14 protein-coding genes are annotated in these 20367 nt (G+C 74.5%); 2 read left to right on the plus strand and 12 right to left on the minus strand.

The features are described from left to right. Positions 1-560: 560 nt before the first annotated feature. Together AB0953_RS31820 and AB0953_RS31825 are read left to right on the plus strand one after the other, a co-directional pair. Complete coding sequence (locus AB0953_RS31820; RefSeq protein ID WP_366863053.1) at positions 561-1232, plus strand: sigma-70 family RNA polymerase sigma factor; 672 nt, start codon at positions 561-563, stop codon at positions 1230-1232. Then, entirely contained in the window at positions 1229-1462 is a 234-nt protein-coding gene (locus tag AB0953_RS31825; protein ID WP_361910948.1) for a zf-HC2 domain-containing protein, read from the plus strand. Before AB0953_RS31820 ends, AB0953_RS31825 begins: the two co-directional genes overlap by 4 nt. Before the next feature lie 229 nt (positions 1463-1691). Here the strand turns inward: AB0953_RS31825 and AB0953_RS31830 are convergent, their stop codons facing one another. The 12 genes from AB0953_RS31830 to AB0953_RS31885 form a co-directional block, all read right to left on the minus strand. Continuing rightward, positions 1692-2201 (minus strand): DM13 domain-containing protein, encoded by a 510-nt coding sequence (locus AB0953_RS31830; protein ID WP_366863054.1) that lies wholly within the window; start codon positions 2199-2201, stop codon positions 1692-1694. Positions 2202-2354: 153 nt separating this feature from the next. Next, positions 2355-3404, minus strand: a complete 1050-nt coding sequence (locus AB0953_RS31835) for a hypothetical protein (RefSeq protein ID WP_366863055.1) — start codon at positions 3402-3404, stop codon at positions 2355-2357. Positions 3405-3922: 518 nt separating this feature from the next. Beyond that, on the minus strand, positions 3923-5002 hold the full coding sequence (gene hisC / locus AB0953_RS31840; RefSeq protein WP_366863057.1) for a histidinol-phosphate transaminase: 1080 nt from the start codon (positions 5000-5002) through the stop codon (positions 3923-3925). A gap of 113 nt (positions 5003-5115) precedes the next feature. Continuing rightward, positions 5116-6402, minus strand: coding sequence for an ATP-grasp domain-containing protein (locus AB0953_RS31845; RefSeq protein ID WP_366863058.1), 1287 nt, complete (start codon positions 6400-6402; stop codon positions 5116-5118). Between the two features lie 50 nt (positions 6403-6452). Then, positions 6453-7292, minus strand: a complete 840-nt coding sequence (locus tag AB0953_RS31850) for a TauD/TfdA family dioxygenase (RefSeq protein WP_366863059.1) — start codon at positions 7290-7292, stop codon at positions 6453-6455. Next, on the minus strand, positions 7274-8536 hold the full coding sequence (locus AB0953_RS31855; protein WP_366863060.1) for an MFS transporter: 1263 nt from the start codon (positions 8534-8536) through the stop codon (positions 7274-7276). The genes AB0953_RS31850 and AB0953_RS31855 overlap by 19 nt, the downstream gene beginning before the upstream one ends. Continuing rightward, a complete protein-coding gene (locus AB0953_RS31860; RefSeq protein ID WP_366863061.1) occupies positions 8526-9935 on the minus strand; it encodes an FAD-linked oxidase C-terminal domain-containing protein in 1410 nt (469 codons plus the stop codon). Before AB0953_RS31860 ends, AB0953_RS31855 begins: the two co-directional genes overlap by 11 nt. After that, complete coding sequence (locus tag AB0953_RS31865; RefSeq protein WP_366863062.1) at positions 9932-10144, minus strand: ferredoxin; 213 nt, start codon at positions 10142-10144, stop codon at positions 9932-9934. Before AB0953_RS31865 ends, AB0953_RS31860 begins: the two co-directional genes overlap by 4 nt. Before the next feature lie 100 nt (positions 10145-10244). Then, entirely contained in the window at positions 10245-11450 is a 1206-nt protein-coding gene (locus AB0953_RS31870; RefSeq protein WP_366863063.1) for a cytochrome P450, read from the minus strand. Continuing rightward, positions 11443-17655 (minus strand): amino acid adenylation domain-containing protein, encoded by a 6213-nt coding sequence (locus AB0953_RS31875; RefSeq protein ID WP_366863065.1) that lies wholly within the window; start codon positions 17653-17655, stop codon positions 11443-11445. The genes AB0953_RS31870 and AB0953_RS31875 overlap by 8 nt, the downstream gene beginning before the upstream one ends. Next, entirely contained in the window at positions 17652-18077 is a 426-nt protein-coding gene (locus AB0953_RS31880; protein WP_366863066.1) for a nuclear transport factor 2 family protein, read from the minus strand. The genes AB0953_RS31875 and AB0953_RS31880 overlap by 4 nt, the downstream gene beginning before the upstream one ends. Then, on the minus strand, positions 18074-20320 hold the full coding sequence (locus tag AB0953_RS31885) for an aminotransferase class III-fold pyridoxal phosphate-dependent enzyme (protein ID WP_366863067.1): 2247 nt from the start codon (positions 20318-20320) through the stop codon (positions 18074-18076). Before AB0953_RS31885 ends, AB0953_RS31880 begins: the two co-directional genes overlap by 4 nt. Positions 20321-20367: the final 47 nt, after the last annotated feature.

The raw sequence follows: 20367 nt of genomic DNA on the forward strand, positions 1-20367 counted from the left end.
GCGCGGACCGGAAAAGGGCATGGCGAAGAGGGCCGCTGACGGCCATATTCATCAACCTCCCTGCACCGGAGTCGTGTTCGCGCGGGCTCGCGCCGAGGCGACCGTAACAGACCGAACACCGAACCCTCCCGCCCGCCCCCGGCAAACAGCCGCCCGCCGGCACCGGGCCCCTGAGTCAAGGTCACCTCTCGTTGATCGCCCCGCCTGTACCAGAGCGCGTGCGGCCCAGATGATGGCCTCCTGCTCGGCCTGCGGGTCCAGGCCGCGGACATCGCGCAGGGCGATCTGCGCCTCCCGGCCGAACACGAGGGTCAGGGCGGAGATCAGGCGCGCGAAGGACTCCTCGCTCAGGGTGCTGGGCAGCGGTTCGCGCCTGCCCTCCGCGGCACGCGATCAACTCCTCGCGGCGTTGCGCAGCAGGCCGCGCGACTGACCTCGGCGGCTGCCGGAGCGGTTGTGACGGTTCTCGTCGGGAGATGAACGAACGCGCCCCGCGGATGGACGCACCGCCCGACTGTCCTAGGCTGGCCCTTCCAGTTGACGTCCGGCAAGGAGAGAAAATGGCGGGCCCACGCGAACTACCCCCGGACGAGGTTCTGGTGCAGCGCCTCCGCGACGGTGACGAGGAGACGTTCGCCCTGGTCCTGGACTCCTGGTCGGGCGGCATGCTGCGGCTCGCCATGTCGTTCGTGTCGACCAGGGACTCCGCCGAGGAGGCCGTCCAGGACACCTGGCTGGCGGTCATCAGGGGCATCGACGGCTTCGAGGGCCGCGCGTCACTGAAGACGTGGGTGTACCGGATCCTCGTCAACACCGCCAAGGCGCGGGGCACGAAGGAGAGCAGGACCGTTCCCTTCGCCAGCCTGCTGCCGGAGGAGGAAGGACCGACGGTCGACGCCGAGCGCTTCCGCGCCCCCGGCGAGCCGTACGCCGGACACTGGGTCGCCGGGCAGGAGCCGCGTTCCTGGCACGTCCCCGAGGACCACGTGCTGCGCGGCGAGGTCCGCTCGGTGATCGCGGAGGCGATCGACGACCTCCCGCCCCGCCTGCGTACCGTGATCACCCTGCGCGACGTGGCCGGGTACGGATCCGACGAGGTGTGCTCGCTCCTTGAGATCTCGCCCGGGAACCAGCGCGTCCTTCTCCATCGGGGCAGGGCTTTGCTGCGCCGTAAGCTGGAGTCGTACTTGTTCGATGCCTATGGCGTCGCGGGCGGGAGGGAACTCGCGTGAACTGCAACGACTTCGTGGAGCTGGTGACCGAGTTCCTCGACGGCGCGTTGTCCGAAGGGGACGAGCGGCGCTTCATCGAGCACCTGGCGGAGTGCTCCGGGTGCGAGAACTACCTCGACCAGTTCCGTCAGACGATTGCCGCCACGGGCGAACTGACCCCGGACAGCATCTCGTCGGACGCCAGGCAGCACCTCCTCTCCGCCTTCCGGGACTGGCAGCAGGGCGTGTGACGCTCGTGCGGTGGGTCCGCTCGGAACGTCCATGACTCCGCTCAGCAGACTCTTGTTCGGGGCTGGTGACGACCCACCGTCGCCCACCGCGCCCCTCTCCTTGAGGGGGACACGCCATGGGCCTGGTTCCCGGCGCGCCCGGCACCCCGGCGTGCCGCCGCGGCGCGGGCGGCGGGCGCCTCACGAGCAAACGCTGCGCGCGGCGCCCGGGCTGTCGAGCCCGACCCCGTCAGGTGCGCTGCTTCAGCCCGGCCGCACCGAAGGAGACACTGAAGCGCTCGCACCAGATGGTCACCGTTGAGAACGTGTTCAGGTCGGTGCCGGCGGGGATCGCGTAGTTCTGGTTGCCCTCGTTGCCCTTCAGGCCGCCGAGGTCGATGTGCTTGCCGTCGTCGAGGTTGCCGCCGTTGCCCTTCTTGACCGGCTGATCGCTGAGCCACACGTGCAGGGCCGGTCCGTCAGAGGTGCGCAGGTTCGTCAGGCGCAGGGTCGCCTTGCCGTCTGCGAGCTGCTGGACCTCGACCGAGCCGCTGGTCTCGTGCTCGTGCGAGACGAACGCCCCGTTCGCCACCTGCTTGACCGCTCCCGCCTGCCGGACGGCGGCCGCGGGAGCCGCTTCGTCCACGCGGTCAGTGGTGAAAAGCTTCCAGGGCTGGAAGAGGTACAGCCCGACGGCTGCCACGACGACAACGGCGGCGGTGGTGATCCAGAAGGCGTTGCGGCGCTTGCTGCGGCACATGAGGGTTCTTCCGTTTCTTCTCGCATGTTCGTGGGCGCGGTGCGCAGGCGGCACTGGCCCCTGCCCCGGCGCCCTGGGCACTGGTCATTCAGAGACGACAAGAGCGGCGAACGTTACGGATGAACGTCCGCCGCTCCGGTCCGGCTACGACCTTCAGCAGTTCTCGGCGAGGTGTGCCTGCTCAGCGGGGGCGGTCGGGGAGCTCGCGGCCACGGCAGCGGCCACCCGGGAGCGGCGCAGCTCGTCGGCCTCGTCACGAACGGCGTCGAGCCGGACTTCGAGCATCCCGACGCGCTCGCGGTAGCGCTCCAGCTCGGCCCGGACGAACTCGGCGTCGGCGACCTTGTGCGCGGCCTCCTCGCGGATGGCGGTGGTCTCCTGGGCGAACCTCTCGGTCGCGGCGTCGAGCGCGGCGACAGCCATGTCGGCCGCCTCCTCGGCGAGCGTGGCGCGCTCCTCGGCGGCGAGGATGCGCTGGGCGGAGGCGCGGGTGACCGTCTCGATGCGCGCCTCGGCCGCCGCGGAGTCGGTGATGATTGCCAACTCCTCTATGTAGGCCGGGAGGTCGGCCGAGAGCTGCTTGATGAGTGCGACGACGGTGTCGCGGGACTGGGCTCCGTCACCGGAATCGGCCACGGCCATGGAAGCCGCGGCCTCCACCGCCTCCATGCCCTCCTCCACCGAGCCCGTCTCACCCTGCACGGCCGCCGTCCGCGCCTGGGCGGACTCGGCCGTCCCGGCGGCGGGGGCCTGTCCATGCTCCTGGGACACGACCTCGGCCCCGGGTACGGCGGAGGCGGCCCACGAGTGCCCGGCCACCGGTGCCGCCTGAGCGGCTCCCCTCGCCTGCTCCTCGGCCGCCTTCCTGACCGCGGCCGCCGCGCGCTTGTCCTCCTTGCGCTGCTGCCGCTTCGCGCGGAACTTCCGGAACGCGCCGAGGGCGTTGTGGTCGGGGTGGTCGCAGTAGCGGGAGGCCGGGCCCTCCGCGTCGGGAGCCTTCGGCTCGGGCGCGTGGGTGCAGCCAGGGTAGGCGCAGGTGGGAACGGTCTCGATCGTCTCGGCAGTCATGCTTGTCAGCCTTTCCTCGCTGATGTTCTCGCTGATCGGGGAGCCGAGTTCGACCAGGCCCTGCGCATGGCTCTGCTCCGGGCTCTTCGTCAGCGTGCGGTCGGGGAACGGCGCACGCCGGTCGTCATGGCTCATACCCGTCAGTGCCGCCGAACGCCGGAACGTTACAAGGGGCTCGGCAGCCCGGCAGAGCAACCCGGCTCCCAGCAGGCCGCCGGTACGCCGTAGGCCAGGCGGTCTTCTGAACGCTTCGGGCGTGCTCCGGTTCGAGGTCACAGGCCGGGACCCTGCTTGCACCGCGCAGCGCAGCTGTCCGCAGTGGGGGAATGGGGCACGGAAGCGGCGCTCTTTCGTGCGTGCCACACCACTGCCGTACGACAACGGCCGCTACGCGGCCTACACGGCGGCCCGGCATGTCGACACCGGCGAGTGCGTCCCTCACGGTTCGATCACCAGCGCCGTAGCCGACGCCGCAGCGAGCGGACGGTTCGGGCTCTTACGCCTCCGAGGTGCCGCCCACGGCTCCCGGTGCGCCGCGGCCCTCCGTACGGGAACTGCCGCGGGAGGCGTGTGCGACGCACCCGGCCACGCCCTCGCCCGGATCCACTCGCCCGGATCCCCCGAGCACGTAGCGGAACCGGGCGGTCCGCCCCTCAGGCCGCTCCCTCCGCAGGGCCGGCCTGCGCCCGGTACCGGGCGGCGGCGGAGAGGAAGGCGTCGTTCTCCTCCGGCAGCCCGACCGTCACGCGTACCCCGTCCCCCGGGAACGCCCGCACCAGCACACCGTGGCGGGCGCAGAAGTCCGCGAAGTCCGCGGCCCGTCCCGCCAGCGGCATCCACACGAAGTTGGCCTGCGAGGGCGTCGCCGGATGCCCGCCCCGGGTGAGCCGGGCGTACAAGCGGTTCCGCTCCCGGACCACCGCCGCAGCGCGCTGCCGCGCTTCCTCGGGGCGGTCGAGGGCGGCGAGCGCGGCGGCCTGCGCGAGCCTGCTGACCGCGAACGGCACGGACACCTTGTGGACGGCGGACACCACCGAGGGCGCGGCCACGCAGTACCCGATGCGGACTCCGGCCAGCCCGTACGCCTTGGAGAAGGTCCGCACCACCGCCACGTTGGGGCGGTCCCGGACCAGCCCGAGCCCGTCCGGGACCTCGGGGTCGTCGACGAACTCCCGGTACGCCTCGTCCAGGACCACCAGGACCCGCTCCGGCAGGCGGTCGAGGAAGTCGAGCAGTTCGCGGCGGCGCACCGCCGTCCCGGTGGGGTTGTTCGGGTTGCAGACGAAGACGACCCGGGTGGCAGGGGTGACGGCGTCGAGCATCGCCCGCAGGTCGTGCCGGTGCTCCGCGTCGAGGGGAACGGTGCGCACGCCGACCCCCGCGACCCGGGCGAACACGGGGTAGGCGTCGAAGGAGCGCCAGGCGCAGACGACTTCGTCCCCCGGCCCGCAGAAGGCCTGGATCAGGTCCCTGCACAGGCTGGTCGATCCGCAGCCGACGGCGATCCGGGACTCGGGGACGGCGAGGTCGGCCGCCAGCCTGCCGACCAGTGTGTCGGAGAACCACTGGGGATAGCGGTGGCCGTCGAGGGCGGCGCGTGCGATGGCCTCCACCACGCCGGGCGGCGGGGGCAGCGGCCCCTCGTTGGAGTTGAGCAGGACGGCGTCGGGTGCGGTGGCGGGGATGTTGAGGTCGGGGACGGTGACCAGGTCGGCGCGGATCGGTACGGCCACGGGGCTCCTCGGAACGAAAGCGGGGTGGGGTGGGACGGGCAGGGGCGGGGCGGTCGGGACGCGGCGCCGGTCGGCGGTGTCGCTCGGTGGTGGCGCTCGGTGGTGCCGGCCGGTCAGCCGGGCGCCAGTCGGAACACGTCCTCGGCCATCAGCCGGATCCGGCGGTGGTCGGCGAGGAGCTCCTCCCGGCTGTCCCCGGTCAGGAAGACCCGCAGCGGACTCGACAGCAGATCCGTGGTCGGCCGCATCCGGTCCCCGGGGGCCAGCCGCGGCACGGCGAGGTGCACCGTGCCGAGCGCACTGATCCGCGCGAGGGCGTCCTCGTCCACGGCCTCGACCACACCGCCCCGGGTGGTCTGCACGTGCACGACCATCCCTTCCCGGTGCTTGCCGTAGAGGGTGTTGCCGGGGTACCTGCGCGCGAACTCCTCCGGCCGTACGCACACCAGGGCGAGCAGGTCGGCCTGGTTCCCGTCGAGGCAGGAGTCGTGGTGGCCCGGGTCCATCAGGCCGTCCAGCCGGGCGCCCACCTCGACGAGCACGGGCCCGTCGGCCGTCAGCATGATCTCGGCGTGGGCGGCGCCGAACCGGATGTCCAGGGCGTCGAGGACGGTGTCCAGGTACGCGACGAGGGGCGCGACCTGCGGCGCATCGGGGTCGAGCAGCACATCACGGTCGTACACCGGCCGGGACCCTATGAGGGTCTTCTCGTAGCGCCAGACGCCGCACACGCGCCGCCCTCCGCCCGGGCCCCTGACCACGTCCACGATGTACTCGGTCCCGGCCAGGAACGACTGCACGAGGACCTCGGTGTTGTGACGTCCGAAGATGTCGTGGCTGCCGAGGATCTCCGCGACCGCGGCGCGCACCTGGTGCGGGCCGCGGCAGACGGACACCTTGTCGGTCGACGCAGAGCTCAGCGGTTTGACGACCACGGGGTACCCGGTGGCCGCCGCCCAGGCGAGCACCTCGCCGGCGTCGTCCGACTTGAGCTGGTCGGCGCACCGGATGCCCGCGGCGCGCAGCGCCTCGATCATGCGGTACTTGTCGCGGCGCACGGCGGAGGTGGCGGACGGGTTGCCGGGCAGGTCCAGCAGTTCGGCCATCCGGTCGGCCGGCGGGACGCCGGTCTCCTGCCCGGGCAGCACGCCGCAGGGAGCGTAGGAGGCCAATCGGGCCGCGGTGCGCCCCGGGTCGGCGGTGTCCTGCACCACGTTGGCGAGGTAGGGGCGCAGGTCCGGCGGCGGTACGGAGTCCAGGAACGCGGGCGTGCTCTGCAGATGGACGACGTCGGCGCCGAGCTTGCGGAAGGCGGCCGGCAGGTACTTGCCGACCGAGTAGCCGTCGACGATCACGCCGACGGGCGGCCGGCTCGGGCCGGTGGGGGCCGGTGAGGGCATGGAGTGTTCCTTGGTAGGGCGGGGGAGAGGGGAGGGGGACCGGGGTGGTCTCAGGCGGCGGCGACGCTGACCCGGTGGACGGTGCGGGAGACGCCGGCCGGCAGGTCCGTGGCCACGTGGTACGTGGTGGCCGTCTTCCACAGCAGGAGGTCCTGCGGGGTCCAGCGGTGGGTGTAGGTGCGGTCGGGATCGGCCAGGAGGATGTCGACCAGGTCGAAGAACGCCTCGTTCTGGTTGGCGTCGAGGCCGAGGACCCGGTCAGTGTAGGCCCGGGCCGCGTACAGGAAGCGGCGGCCCGTGTGCGGGTCGCGGCGGACCACGGGATGCTCGACGGCCGGGTACTGCCGGGCCACCAGGGCGCGCACCTCGGCGATGGACAGTCCCACGTGCTCGGGTGCGATGCGCTGCTGCTTGGTGAGGGTGTGCAGTGCGGTGCGGTCTTCGAGGAGCGCCTTCCACTCCTGCGGCAGCCGGTCGTACACGTCGGAGGCGGAGGCGAAGACGGTGTGCCCGCAGTCCTGGGGCACGTTGACGCCGTGCAGCACGGTGTAGGCGGACGGGTCGGCTTCGAAGGAGGAGTCCTGGTGCCAGAAGTGGCCGACCCGCTCGATCCCGACGGGGCGGCCGGCCCTGCGTTCGTTCGACGAGACGAGGATCTCGGCGAACTCGGGGTGGCGCCAGTCGGCCAGCAGGAAGGGGATGGGGCGCCCGATGCGGGCGGCGAGGCCGATCTGCTGCTGCGGGGTGAGGTCGATGCCCCGGACGACGACCAGGTCGCGCCGGTGCAGGGAGGCGACGACGTCCTCGAAGACCTCCGGCCGGGCCAGCTCCGCGTGGGAGAGCCCGGTGTACTCGACGCCGATGAAAGGGGTCAGGTCACGCTTGTGCACGGTTCCTCCTTGTGCCAGGTGTACGGGTGGGTGCTGGCTGCGAGCAGGAGCAGGCAGGCGACGCAGACCGCCGCTCCGGCAGCCGCCCACGGGGTGCCCGGGTGCCCGGGGCCCGAGAGGTGCAGGGCGAGCTGCGGGGCCGTGATGAAGGCGAGGTTGACACCGCCGGAATACAGGCCCATGTTGCGGTCGGCCGCAGGACCGGAGACGCGGCTGACGTAGTCGAGCAGGCCGGGGAAGACCACGATCTCCCCGGCGGTCCAGACGAGGGTGGCGAGGACCAGCTCCGGCCCCGTGTCGGCCAGGGCCATGAGCAGGAACCCCGCGCCGGCCAACGCGTATCCGGTCAGCAGGGTGGCCAGGTCCCCGACCCGGGCCATCCGGACGTTCAGCGGGACCTCGAACAGGACGATCCCGAGGGCGTTGACCGTGAAGACGACGCCGGCCCAGTAGCCCGGCAGGCCGAGCCCGACGATGACGTACGCGCCGGCGAAGACCGAGGGCAGGGCGTACGCCAGCTGGACGGGCAGGGACAGGCCGAACACCGTCCAGAAGCGGATCCGTTCGGGCCGCTGGGGCCTCCGCCGGACCCGCGCCCGCCCCTCCGTCCCCCCACCCGGCCCGCCGTCCGGGCCACCGTCCGGGCCGACCGGAACACGGCCGGCCCGGCGGTCGCGGCGGTCGCGGTCGTGCAGGAAGGCGCCCGCGGCCAGGACGCACAGCGCGTTGGCCCAGAACACGGTGTACGGGCCGAGCCCGAAGAGCAGCGCGCCGAACAGGGGTCCTGCCGCCAGGCCGAGGTTGATCGCGAGACGGTGGCAGGAGAAGGCGACCTTGCGCTCCTCGGGCCGCGACCCGGCGATGGTCGCCGCGTACGAGGCGGGCGTCACGATCTCGTACGCGAACCCCCACACCAGCACCCCCGCGACGAGCGCGGGCAGACCGTGCAGCAGCGGTACCACCGCAACGGCGGCGGCGCCCAGCAGGAAGCCGCCCTTCATCAGCGCGTGCGGGTGCAGCCGCCCGAGGAGCCGGCCGGCGGCGAGGTCGGCGACGAGGGCGCCCACGCCGAAGGCGGTGACGGTCAGACCCGCCGAGCCCGCGTCCAGCCCCCCGCCCCGCAGCAGGTGGGGGGTGAGGAAGGGATAGGCCATGGTGCCGGTCCGGAAGACCAGCGTGGTGAGGAAGAGCGTCCGCAGGGAGGGCGGGAGCCCGGCCACGGTCCGCCAGGTCTCAGCGATCACGGTGGATCCCGGGCGCCCGCCGGACGAGCATGCCGCCCGGGTTGAACAGTCCGCCCGGGTCGAGGGCGTCCTTGAGGGCGCGGTGCACGCGCACACCCACCGGGCCCAGCTCCCGCTCCAGCCAGTCCTGCTTGAGCCTGCCCACGCCGTGCTCCCCGGTGATGGTGCCGCCGAGGGAGAGGGCGAGAGCCAGGATCGCGTCGAACGCCGTGCGTGCGCGCGCATACTGGTCGGTGCTGGAGCGGTCGTAGAGGATGGTGGGGTGCATGTTGCCGTCGCCGGCATGGCCCACGACTGCGACGGTCAGCCCCGCGTCGTCGCCTATCCGCGCACAGCCTTCGATGAGTTCGGCGATGCGCGTCCGGGGCACCGCGACGTCCTCGGTCATGCAGGCGCCCCGGGCCTCCAGCGCGGCGAGGCTGACCCGGCGCGCCCGCAGCAGCAGGGCGCCCTCCGCCGCATCCGCAGTGGCGTGCGTGTACACCGCACCCGCCTCCCGGAACAGGCGCTCCAGCGCCTCGAGTTCGGCCTCGCGGGCGGCCCCCGCCGCATCGGAACGGCACAGCAGCAGGGCCTGTTCCCCCTCACCGGCCAGGTCGGTACCGAGGTAGGCGGAGGAGGCCCGCAGCGACGTCGCGTCCATGATCTCCATCAGGGAGGGCACCAGGCCGGCCCGTACCACCCGGTTGACGCTGGCGCCCGCCTGCGCCACCGAGTCGAAGGCGGCGATGACCGTGCCGGGTGCCGCGGGCAGCGGGCGCAGCGCCAGGGTGGCCTGCGTGATGATGCCGAGGGTGCCTTCGCTGCCGACGAGGAGCCGGGTGAGGTCGTATCCGGCGACGCCCTTGACGGTCCGGCGGCCGGTCCGCAGGAGGGAGCCGTCGGCGAGGACCGCCTCCAGCCCGAGGACGTAGTCCCCGGTCACGCCGTACTTGCCGCAGCACAGCCCGCCGGCGTTGGTCGCGAGGTTGCCGCCCAGGGTGCAGCTGTCGAGGCTGGAAGGGTCGGGCGGGTAGAACAGGCCGCGGGCGGCGGCCGCCGTCTTCAGGTCCTGGTTGACGACGCCGGGCTCCACGACCGCGAGCCGGTTGTCCGCGTCGAGTTCGACGATCCGGTTCATCCGGGTGGTGACGAGGACGACGCAGCCGTCGACGGCGTTGGCGGCCCCGGTCAGACCCGTCCCGGCGCCGCGGGGCACGATCGGGACGCCCGCCGCCGCGCAGGCTCGTACGCAGGCCTGCACCTGCGCGGCCGAGGCGGGCAGCACGACCGCGAGCGGCCTGCCGTGCGGGGCCAGCGGCATCATGTCGTGGGCGTAGCCTGCGGCGGCCTCCGCCGAGGTGATCAGCCCGCCGCCGCCCACCGCGGCACGCAGGGCGGCGATGAGGGCGGCGGTCATGCCGGCCGTCCGTCGGGACCGGAGACGAGGATGGCCTGGGCGGGGCAGAGGTCGGCGGCCTCGTGGACGGCGCCGGCGAGCGCCTCGGCCGGCTCGGGGTCCAGGAGCAGGACGACGCCGTCGCCCTCGTCCTGGTCGAAGACCTGCGGAGCGGACAGCACGCAGTGGCCGGCGCCGACGCAGCGCTCGGTGTCGAGGGTGACCTTCACGGGGTCGGCTCCTTCGAGGTATGGGGGGTAGGGGAGGGCACGGCGGCAGAGGGGGAGGCAGAAGCAGAAGCAGAGCCGGATCCACGCGCGATCCGGCCGCTCACCAGGTGACGGGCAGGGCGTGGACCCCGTAGACGGCCATGTCGGACTTGAAGCGGATCTCCTCCACGGGCACGGCGGTGCGCAGCGTCGGGATCCGGCGCGCCACGGCGGCGTACACCTCCTGGAGTTCCACCCGGGCCAGCGACTGGCCCATGCACTGGTGCGGCCCGAACCCGAAGGCGAGGTGGCCGTGCGCGCGCAGCGTCGGATCGAAATCCTCACCGGCGGGGAAGCGCTCCGGGTCCCGGTTGGCGACGTTGATCGCGGCGACCACGCCCTCCCCGGCCCGCACCAGGCGACCGCCCACCTCGACGTCCTCGACGGCGATCCGGCGGATGCCGCGCTGGACCACCGTGAGGTGGCGCAGCATCTCCTCGACGGTCCCGGCGAGCAGATCGGGATCCTCGTCGGCGCGGAGCGCGGCGAAGTGCCGGGGGTGGCGCAGCAGGGTCAGCACGCCCAGGGAGATCATGTTGGCGGTGGTGTCGTGTCCCGCGGTGAGCAGGAGAAGGGCCATGGCGGCGAGCCGGCGGGGGGTCATGGTCCCGTCGGGCAGGTGCCGCGCGGCCATCCGGCCGATGAAGTCGTCCTGCGGGTGCAGCGCGCGGGCGGCCACCAGCTCCTCCAGGTAGTCCTGGAGGGCCTGCCGGGCCGCGGCGGCGCTCTCGGTGCTGCCCGCGACCACGTTCATGGTGTGCGTCAGGCTGCGGAAGAGCTCGCGGTCCTCGTGGGGCACGCCCAGGAACTCGCAGATGACGGTGAGCGCGACGGGCAGCGCCAGGTCGGCCACCAGGTCTGCCTCGGTGCCCGCGAGCATGCGGTCGATGCGGTCGTCGACGACGGCGCGCACGGCGGGCCGCCAGCGCTCGGCCCGCCGGACGGTGAACTCGCCGAGGACGAGGCGCCGTACGGCGTCGTGCTCGGGGTTGTCCATGACGAGCAGGGTCGGTTCGACGGCCGTCTCGGCGAGGGCGACGGCGCTGGAGAGCGGATAGCCGGGGCGGCTCTTGTCGGCGCTGAACCGGGGGTCCGACAGGACGGTGCGGGCGTCTTCGAAACGGGTGAACAGCCAGGGGCGGACCCCGTTCCACAGGGTCACCCGGGGTGTCTCGCCGGCCTCCCGGACGGCGGTGACCTCCCGGGGCGGGGAGAACGGGCACTGCCGGTCCATCGGATAGGGCAGTTCGGCGGTCGGGTCAGTCATCGCGGGTGCTCCGGTCGAGGCTCTCCCACCAGCGGCCGACGATCGCGTCGTCCAGGGCGGGCAGGGTGATGCCGAGGGCGTGCAGGGCGGTGAGGGTGGCGTCGTTGCGGTGGTCGAGACGGCCCGCGTCCGGGTGGTCGCGCAGGTCCCGCAGGTGCTCGCGGTAGGCGAGCGCGGGCAGGGCGCAGCCGGCGGCCGCCGCCTCGTCCAGGCGGTGCAGCCAGCCGTCGAGGGGGACGGCCTGGCTGGTGCGGCCGGTGCGCCGCTCGTGGACGGCGACCAGGTCGGACAGCGGGGTGCGCCGGGGCTGGTGCAGGTGGTGGACTGCGCCCGGGGCGCCCTCGGCGAGGGCCAGGGCCACCAGGGCACGGGCCATGGCGTCGACGGGCAGGGCGTCGGTGGCGAGCCGCGGATCGTCGGGGTGGCAGCCCAGGGCCGCGGAGGTGAGCAGCAGACGGCTGAGGAAGTCGTCTTCGCTGACGGCTCCGCCCGTGCTCCCGCCGGCCCGGCCGAGCCGGTAGATCCGCGCGTCGGCGCCCCGCTCGAGGGCCTGGGCGACGAGGTGTTCCGCCGCCCACTTGCCGGCCGCGTAGCCGCGGCCGCGCGGGTGGCGTTCACCCGTCGCCGGCGTGGCCTCGGTGATGGTGCGCGGCGGCGCGCCGCGGGAGCCGTCCCGGAACACGCCGAGGGTGGAGATGTGGTGGAAGCGGGCCGGCCGGCCCTCCGCGCAGATCCGCAGGAGTTCGGCGGTGCCCCGGACGTTGGCCGCCTCCAGGTGCTGGTAGCCGGACACGTGGTGGACCTCCGCGCCCAGGTGCAGGACGGTCGCCGCCCGGCTCAGCTCGCTGCGCAGGTCCGTGCCGTCCAGGCCCAGGCCGGGCAGGGAGAGGTCGCCGGGGACGGCCACGACGCGCGGGTCCGCGGCGTGGTCGCGCAGCCCGTGGCGGCGCAGGGCGGCGGACAGGCGCCGCCGGGCGGCTCCTGCGTCCGCTGCCCGGACCAGGCACAGGACCGGGCCCGAGGTGCGGCCCAGCAGTTCTGCCAGCACGTGGGAGCCGACGAACCCGGTGGCCCCGGTGAGCAGGACCGCGTCGTCCGCGCGGACGGGACCGGGCCGGGCGGTGAAGACGACGGCGGGATCCAGCGGTGCGTCGCCCGGCCCCACCGGGGCGGCCGCCGTGCCCGGCCCGCGCAGCAGGCCGGCCACCGCGCGTACGGTCGGCGCGGCCAGGAAGTCGGCGACCGGGATCCGGACGCCGTACTCCCGCTCGATGCGGCCGAGGAGCCGGATGACCCGCAGCGAATGCCCGCCGAGCGCGAAGAAGTCGTCGTCCGCGGAGCCCACAGGAGCGCCCAGGACCTCCTCCCACAGGCCGAGCAGCCGCTGCTCCGTCCCGCTGCGCGGCCCGTCCGGGGCGGAGCCGCCCGCAGGCTGCTGCCGCCGGTGGGCGTCCAGCCGCGCCGCCAGCGCGGGCCGGTCGGCCTTGCCGTGGCTGCCCGTCGGCAGGGCCGGGACGGGCACGGCCAGCCGCGGCACCATGTGGCCGGGCAGCAGCCGCGCCAGATGCGTGCGGGCCTCCTGCGGCGTGGCCTGTCCCACGTAGCCGACGGCGAGTTCGGCGTCGGGCCCGCTGCCCATGAGGACCGCGACCGCTTCACGGACCCCGGGATGCTCGGCGAGGGCGGCCTCGATCTCGCCGAGTTCGATGCGGAAGCCGCGCAGCTTGACCTGGTGGTCGAGCCGGCCGAGGTAGTCGAGGGCGCCGTCCGGCAGCCTCCGCACGCGGTCGCCCGTGCGGTAGGCGCGCCCGGCCGCGCCGAGCGCGGGATGGGTGGTGAACAGGCGCTCCGTCCGCTCGGGATCGCCCCGGTAGCCGTCGCCGAGTCCGGCGCCGGAGAGCCACAGTTCGCCGGGCACTCCGGTGGCGGCGAGCCGTCCGCGGCGGTCCACGACGTGGGCGCCCGTGCCGGGCAGGGCGCTGCCCACGGGTACCCGGGCCCGCCGGTCGTCGGGGTGGGCCCGGTGCGTGGTGGCGAGGATCGCGGCCTCGGTGGGGCCGTATCCGTTGATGACGACCCGGTCCCGGGCGAAGTGGCGGGTGTCGTGGACGTCCGCGGGCTCCCCGGCGACGAGCAGGACGCGCACACCGGCCAGGTCGGGGCGGTCCAGCGCCCGCAGCAGTGAGGGCACGGTCACCATGACGGTGACCCCGGCGGTGCGCAGCGTGCGGGTGAGGGCCGCGCCGTCGCCGCGGGTCGCGTCGTCCGCGTACACCAGGGTGGCGCCGCAGACGAGCGGCATGAACTGCTCGAAGGCGGCCACGTCGAAGCCGGGCGAGGTCAGCTGGAGCCAGACGTCGTCCGCGGTGAACGGATGCCGCTCGAGGCAGGCGAGGAGGGTGTTGGCGACCGCGCGGTGCGGGACGCTGACGCCGCGGGGGCGGCCGGTGCTGCCGGAGGTGTAGATGAGGTAGGCCGGTGCGCCGGGGTCCCCCGGCGCCGCAGCCGGAGCGGCTGCTTCCCCGGGGGCGGTCAGGGCCTCCACGTCCAGCACCGGCGGTGAGGGGTGCGCGGCCCGGCCGTGCGGGAACAGCGTGTCCGAGGTGTCCTTGGCGCAGACCAGCGCCCCGGCGCCGGAGTCCTCGATGCAGTGCCGCAACCGCGCGGCGGGGTAGGCCGGATCGAGAGGGACGTAGGCGGCGCCGGCCTTGAGGACCCCGAGGAGGGTGGTGACGAGCAGGGGTGAGCGCTCCAGGCACACGGCGACGTGGTCGCCGGGCCGGATGCCCCGGGCGGTGAGGCGGGCGGCCACGGTGTCGGAGACGCGGTCGAGTTCGGCGTAGGTGAGGTCGGCGCCCGCCCCGACCACGGCGGTCTTGTGCGGGTGGGCCGAGGCCTGCCGGGCGAAGAGGGCGGGCAGGGTGGTGTCGGCTCCCCGCGGTGCAGGCACCGGTCCGCGGAGCAGGCGTTCGTGCTCTCCCGGCTCGAAGAGCGTCACGTCCCGCAGCGGCAGGTCGCCCTCCGTGAGGCGGTCGAGGACGGCGGCCAGCTGGCCGGCCAGCCGCTGCGCCGTGGGGCGCTCGTAGAGGTCGGTGCTGAACTCCACCTCGATGTCGAGGCCGTCACCGGCCTCCTGGAAGGTGAAGGCCAGTTCGAAGGTGGCGGCGCTGCGGTCCCCGGCCTCCCACGGCGTGGTGTGCGCGCCGGGCAGTACGAGCGCACCCGGCGGGCCCTGGCGGTAGTTGACGACGGCCTGGAACGGTACGGCCGCCCGCGCGGCCGTGGCCGGCGCCAGCTCCCGTCCCACCGCCTGGAAGGGAACGTCCTGGTGGTGCAGGGCCCGGGTACACGCGGCGAGGACGCGGTTCAGCAGGGTGGCGACCGTGGTGTCCGCGTCCGCCTCGATGCGGACGGGCAGCAGGTTGACGAAGCAGCCGACGAGGTCCTGCACACCGGCCCCGCCCCGGCCGGCGACCAGGGTGCCGAGGGTCAGGGTGTCGCGCTCGGCGTGCGCGGCCAGGACCGTGTGGACCCCCGCCAGGCACAGCATGTACGGGCTGACGCCGTGCCGACGGGCGGCCTGCGCCTGCCGGGCGCACTGCTGTGGACCGATCCGCAGCCGGACCCGGTCGCCGGACCCGCTGAGCACGGCCGGCCGGGGACGGTCGGTCACCAGGTCGAGGGCCGCCGCCCCTGCGTCGAGCGCGCTGCGCCAGAAGTCCGTCGCCTCGGCGAGCCGCTCGGGCCGCGGGGCGAGGACGCGGCGCAGCTGGTCGGGATAGGTCGTGCGCAGCGGCCGAAGGGCGGCGGCCGGGTCCGCGTACAGGGCGGACAGCTCGCCGAGGAAGAGGTCCAGGGACCAGTCGTCCGCGATGGCGTGGTGGATCGCGAAGTGGACCAGGGTGCGGTGGCGGTCGAGCGTGAGCACCAGGGAGCGCAGGAGCGGGGTGCCCTCGGGGTCCGGGGCGGTCGCGAGCTCCTCGGCGATCAGGGCGCGGGCCCGGCCCTCACGCTCCCCGGCCGGGACGCCGGTGAGGTCGAGGCGGCGCAGCGTGGCGCCCGGGTCGGCGGACAGGCTCTGCCGCCAGCCGTCGGCGTCGCGTCGCACCACGGTCCGCAGTGCGGCCTGCCGCTGTCCCAGCCGGCCCAGAGCCTCCCTCAGGCGCGGCAGGCTCAGCGGCCCCTCGACGAGGAAGCCGCGCCCGATGACGTACCGTGCGGGACTCCCGGCGGCCTCCTGCTCGAACCAGATCCCCTCCTGGCCGGCCGTCAGCGGAAGCCACTCGTCGCTCCCCTGCGGGGAACCGGCCGGGGCCGAAGCCGACGGCGGAACCGCGGCCGGGCCCGCGCCCGCGGTCGCGGCAGCCGCCACACGGGCCGCCAGGGCTCCCGGCGTCGGAGCCGCGAACAGGTCGGCGAGGGTGAGGGCCACGCCCTGGTCGCGTTCCAGGCGGGCCAGGATCGCCATGGCGGACAGCGAGTCGCCGCCCACGGCGAAGAAGTCGGTGTCGGGGCCGGCGGCCCGGCCGAGCACGGCCTCCCAGTGCCCGGTGACGGCCTGCAGCGCGGAGCGTTCCGCCGCGGACGTCCCCGCCCGCACGGTCCCCTGTGCGGCGACCCCGCCGTCCGGGCACGGGGCGGTCGCCAGGGCCGCCCGGCCCGCTGCCCCCTGCTGCGCCAGGTCGGCGAGGAGCCGGCGGTCCGGCTTGCCGTTGGCGGTGGCCGGCAGTGCCGCCACGACGGTGACGACCGCGGGGACCGCCGGCCCGGCCAGGATGCCGGCGGCGTGCGCGGTCAGCGCGCCGGCGGCACCGCCCGCGAGCTCGGTGCCCGGTGCCAGGACCACGTAGGCCGCCAGCCGCCGGTCGTCCGCGGCGCCGTAGGGGACCGCGACCGCCTCGCGGACCGCCGGGTGGGCGAGCAGCGCCCGTTCCGTCTCCACCGGTTCGACCCGGTGACCGCGGATCTTGACCTGGTCGTCGAAGCGCCCGAGGAAGGCGAGCTCACCGCCTGCAAGCAGCCGGACCCGGTCACCCGTCAGATAGGCGGTGCGGTCGGGACGGCCGGGCTCGGGCACGAACCGCTGGGCGCTCAGCTCCGGCCGGCCGCGGTAGCCGCGGGCCACGCCGGCGCCGCCGATGCACAGTTCCCCCTCCTCGCCGGCCGCGGCCGCAGTGCCGTCGGGGCGCAGGACGTGCGCGGTGGCCCCGGCGAAGGGCCGGCCGATCGGCACGTCCTCCCAGCCGCCGTCCCAGTCGCCCGGCCCGTCGAACGTCTGCCAGCACGCGTAGACGGTGGTCTCCGTGGGACCGTAGCCGTTGACGATCCGGCAGCCGGGCAGCTCGCGCAGAGCGGTGCGCACGGCGCGCACGTCGGCCCGGTCGCCGCCGGAGATGCACAGGCGCAGCCCGCGCAGGTCCGCCGTGATGTGCTCCATCGCCAGCCGGAACAGCGGTGCGGCCAGCCGGAGCACGGTCACCCCGTGCCGGGCGCACTCCCGGCCGATGTCGTGCACCCCGGGCCGGTGTGCCTGCGGAAGGACGAGCCGGGCGCCGTGCAGCAGCGCCCCCCAGATCTCGAAGACCGAGGGGTCCACGTGGAGCGGGGCGAGCTGCAGGACGACGTCGTCCGGGCCGAGCCCGGCCTCCGGCGCGTTGGCCAGGGCCAGGACCGAGCGGTGCGTGACCTCGACGCCCTTGGGGACGCCGGTACTGCCCGAGGTGTGGATCACGTACGCCAGGGAGTCCGGGCCCTGCGTCGCGGCGAAATCCCGTATGTCGTACGGCGGTTGCGCGCCGGGCTCCGGCGCGTGCTCCTCGACGGGCAGCACCCTCACCCCGGCGGGCAGCACGGCCCGCAGCCGGCAGACGTCGCCCGCGGCGGCGAACACCGTGCGCACGAGGCTGTCCGCGGTGAGGGCGCGGAGCCGCTCGTCGGGCGCCTCGGGGTCGAGCGGCAGGTAGGCGCCGCCGGCCAGCACCGTGCCGAGCAGGGCGGCGATCGTACCGACCGAGCGGCGGGCGCAGATCCCGACGGGTTCGCCGGGATCCAGGCGGCCGTCGAGCCGGCGCGCGGCCGACGCGGCACGCGCCGCGAGCTCGCCGTAGCCGATCCGCAGATCGCCCTGGACCAGGGCGGTGCGCCGGGGGTGGGCGCGGGCCACGGCGGTGAACGCCGCGCCGAGGGAGGTGGCGGGTGCGTTCACGGGGCCGCGCTCCCCTCCTGCGGCGCGCGGTGCAGGGCCTCGACGACGCTGGCGGTGTCGTAGAGGTCCAGGTAGCGCGAGATGAGCCCGTCGCGGACGGTGAAGACGTTCATCCACTGGGCCTCGTAGCGTGCGCCGTTGGCCAGGACCAGGGTGCGGCTCACGCCCAGGACGACGACCCGGTCCCCGGCGTCGAGGTACTCGTGCGCGATGCACTCCTGCACCTGGATCAGCTCGCGGACGATGCCGAAGAACTCCCGGAAGCCGGTGACGCCGCGGCGGACGCCGGCCCACGGCAGGGAGGCGGGGCCGTGGTAGACCCACTCGAAATCGGGGGCCAGGAGGGCTTCGATGTCGGCCAGCCGACCCTCTTCGAACAGCTGGAAGAAGCGGCGGACCACCTCGACGTTCTGCGTGCTCATGTCGTGCTCCTGGGGTTGCTCGGAAGACGGAAGGGGCCGCGCGGCCTGCCGCGGGACGAGCCGGGGGACGGGCGCCGTGCCAGGCGTTGGCCGAGGCGGAACAGCGCCGCGTGCGCGAGGAGTCGGGCCGGCCCGGTGCGCGAGAGCCTGCGGGCACCGCGCATGACCTGGCGGATCTCCCGTTCGGTGGCGGTGAGCGGCAGCAGGAAGACGTCGTAGACGACGAAGGCGCGGGCGCGCGTGATCCACCACAGGATCAGCGCGTACGTCATCCGCTCGCCCTCGGGCTCGACGAAACGGCCGAGCAGTCCGGGGACCCGGGGCTCCAGCCTGCCGAGCAGACCCTCGGCGAAACGCCGGCCCACGACGCCGCGCGGGCCGGCGTCCAGCGCGGCGAGACCGGAGCGCACCGTCCGCGACAGGGCCGCCACCCGCTCGGGCAGGCCGAGCGCATCGACCTGGGCGACGGCCTGCAGGGCGAAGTGGGCGCCCAAGCCGTGGGCGTGATGGGTGCGCAGCTCCTCCACGAGCCGCGGGTTGGAGCGGCGGGCGGCGTCGTACACCTCCTGCGAAACCAGCGCGGCGCCGGTGGGGAAGCACCCGTAGCTCAGTGCCTTGGACAGGCTCATGAGGTCGACGTGGGGCAGCCGGCCCTCGTGGGCGAAGCGGGTACCGCAGCGGTAGTACGAGGTCAGGACCTCGTCGACACCCACCAGGTAGCCGTGGGCGGCCCGGCCCTCGGTGACGGCGTCCAGGAGCGGCCCCGGGATCGGGGCGTAGGCGTCGGAGCTGCCGTGGACCAGCTCGATCCACACGAGCCCGACGGCCCCGCCGGCCGCCTCCTTGCGGAACTCCTCCACCGCCTCCGGGGCGAAGGGGTCGATGTAGCGGATGTCGTCGTACAGCGGGCCGAACGGCGCGCGCGTGCGCTCGGCGGCCGTCGCCAACAGCGAGACGAGGGTCTTGCCGCCGTAGTTGTGCTTGAAGACGACGATGCGCCGCTGCCGCGGGCGGGCCAGCCGGGCCAGGGTGAGGGCGCTCTCCACCGCCGAGGCCCCGCTGACCGCGGGGAAGGTGCGCGGCAGCCCGGTCTCGCGGGCCAGGACCTCCTCCAGCTCCCCCACATGGTCGCGCGCGGGGTCGTGGGCGCGTACGACGTCGGTCAGTGCGTCGGTGGGATTGTGGCCGGCCACGCCCAGCCCGGCCCCGCACAGCCCGTCCACCAGGTCCAGCTCCCGGCCGGAGTCCAGGCGGACGGTGAGGCGCGAGCCCTTGGCGCGTACGACGTTCAGCGCACCGTGCAGCTTGCGGTGCATGCGGACCGTCATCGGGTTCACGTGCCGGGCGTACAGGTCGAGGGCTGCCTGGCGGTCGGCGGCGGCAGCGGCGAGCCGCGCGTGCACCGGGGCGGCCGCGTCCCAGCGGGGGAGCAGCCGGGCGATGACGGCCCGCATGGCGACGCTGTTGCCGCCGTAGGTGTTGGAGTGCAGGAAGCCGGTCTTCGGGGTGGTCCAGGGCGCGAACACGTCGGGGGTGCCGGTGAACGCGCCGAAGGGGACCTCGTGGCCGGTCAGGGACTCGCCGAGGACGACGAGGTCGGGGCGCAGCGCGCGGACGGCGGGCTCGGCCGGGCAGTCCGGGGCGATGTCGCTGAGGTCCAGGGCGATCCGGGCCCCGGCCGCCCGGGCGCGGCGGGCCAGTTCCGTCACGGCGTCGAGGGCGCCCGCGTCGAGCCGTTCGGGGGCGCGTACGACGAGCCCGCACACGGCGGTGCCGTCCAGGGCCGCGCCCAGCTCGGCCACGCCGGCGTGGGCCAGCAGGCCCGGGGCCAGGGCGCGTTCGGGGCCTTCGCCCAGCGGGTCGGCGCGGCGGGTGAACGTGCCGTCCGGGTCGAGGACCAGGACGCGGCCGCGGTGGGCGGCGTGGGTGGCGGCGGCCCGGTGCCGCAGCAGCTTGACGGCGCCGTGCAGTGCTTCGTAGCGGGAGTTCGCGAAGAAGCTGCGGTAGGGGGTTCCGGCCGGGCGGCCGCCCAGTTCCCGGACGAACTCGCTGATGAGGTGGCCGGCCTGGGCGGATTCGGTGGTCACGAACCAGGACGGCATGGCGAAGACGGGCTGTTCCTGCGCGATGAGGTCGGCCAGGATGCCCAGGGTCTGCGGGCCGGCCGGGCGCAGGTGCGGCTCGGGGCGGGGGCCCGGGCCGGGGGCGGCTTCGGGACCGGGGTCGGGGGAGTTCGGGTGCATGGCGCCATCTCGCTCGTGGGAGGGGCCCGGCGGCAGGGTGGTCCGCG

The sequence above is a fragment of the Streptomyces sp. NPDC046866 genome (assembly GCF_040704625.1).
In the GTDB taxonomy this organism is placed as follows: Bacteria; Actinomycetota; Actinomycetes; order Streptomycetales; family Streptomycetaceae; genus Streptomyces.

Coding starts and splice junctions, on each gene's coding strand:
- AB0953_RS31885 (WP_366863067.1), bottom strand. CDS start 20,320: ATGCACCCGAACTCCCCCGACCCCGGTCCCGAAGCCGCCCCCGGCCCG.
- AB0953_RS31880 (WP_366863066.1), bottom strand. CDS start 18,077: ATGAGCACGCAGAACGTCGAGGTGGTCCGCCGCTTCTTCCAGCTGTTC.
- AB0953_RS31830 (WP_366863054.1), bottom strand. CDS start 2,201: ATGTGCCGCAGCAAGCGCCGCAACGCCTTCTGGATCACCACCGCCGCC.
- AB0953_RS31870 (WP_366863063.1), bottom strand. CDS start 11,450: ATGACTGACCCGACCGCCGAACTGCCCTATCCGATGGACCGGCAGTGC.
- AB0953_RS31860 (WP_366863061.1), bottom strand. CDS start 9,935: ATGACCGCCGCCCTCATCGCCGCCCTGCGTGCCGCGGTGGGCGGCGGC.
- AB0953_RS31845 (WP_366863058.1), bottom strand. CDS start 6,402: ATGCCCTCACCGGCCCCCACCGGCCCGAGCCGGCCGCCCGTCGGCGTG.
- AB0953_RS31835 (WP_366863055.1), bottom strand. CDS start 3,404: ATGAGCCATGACGACCGGCGTGCGCCGTTCCCCGACCGCACGCTGACG.
- AB0953_RS31820 (WP_366863053.1), top strand. CDS start 561: ATGGCGGGCCCACGCGAACTACCCCCGGACGAGGTTCTGGTGCAGCGC.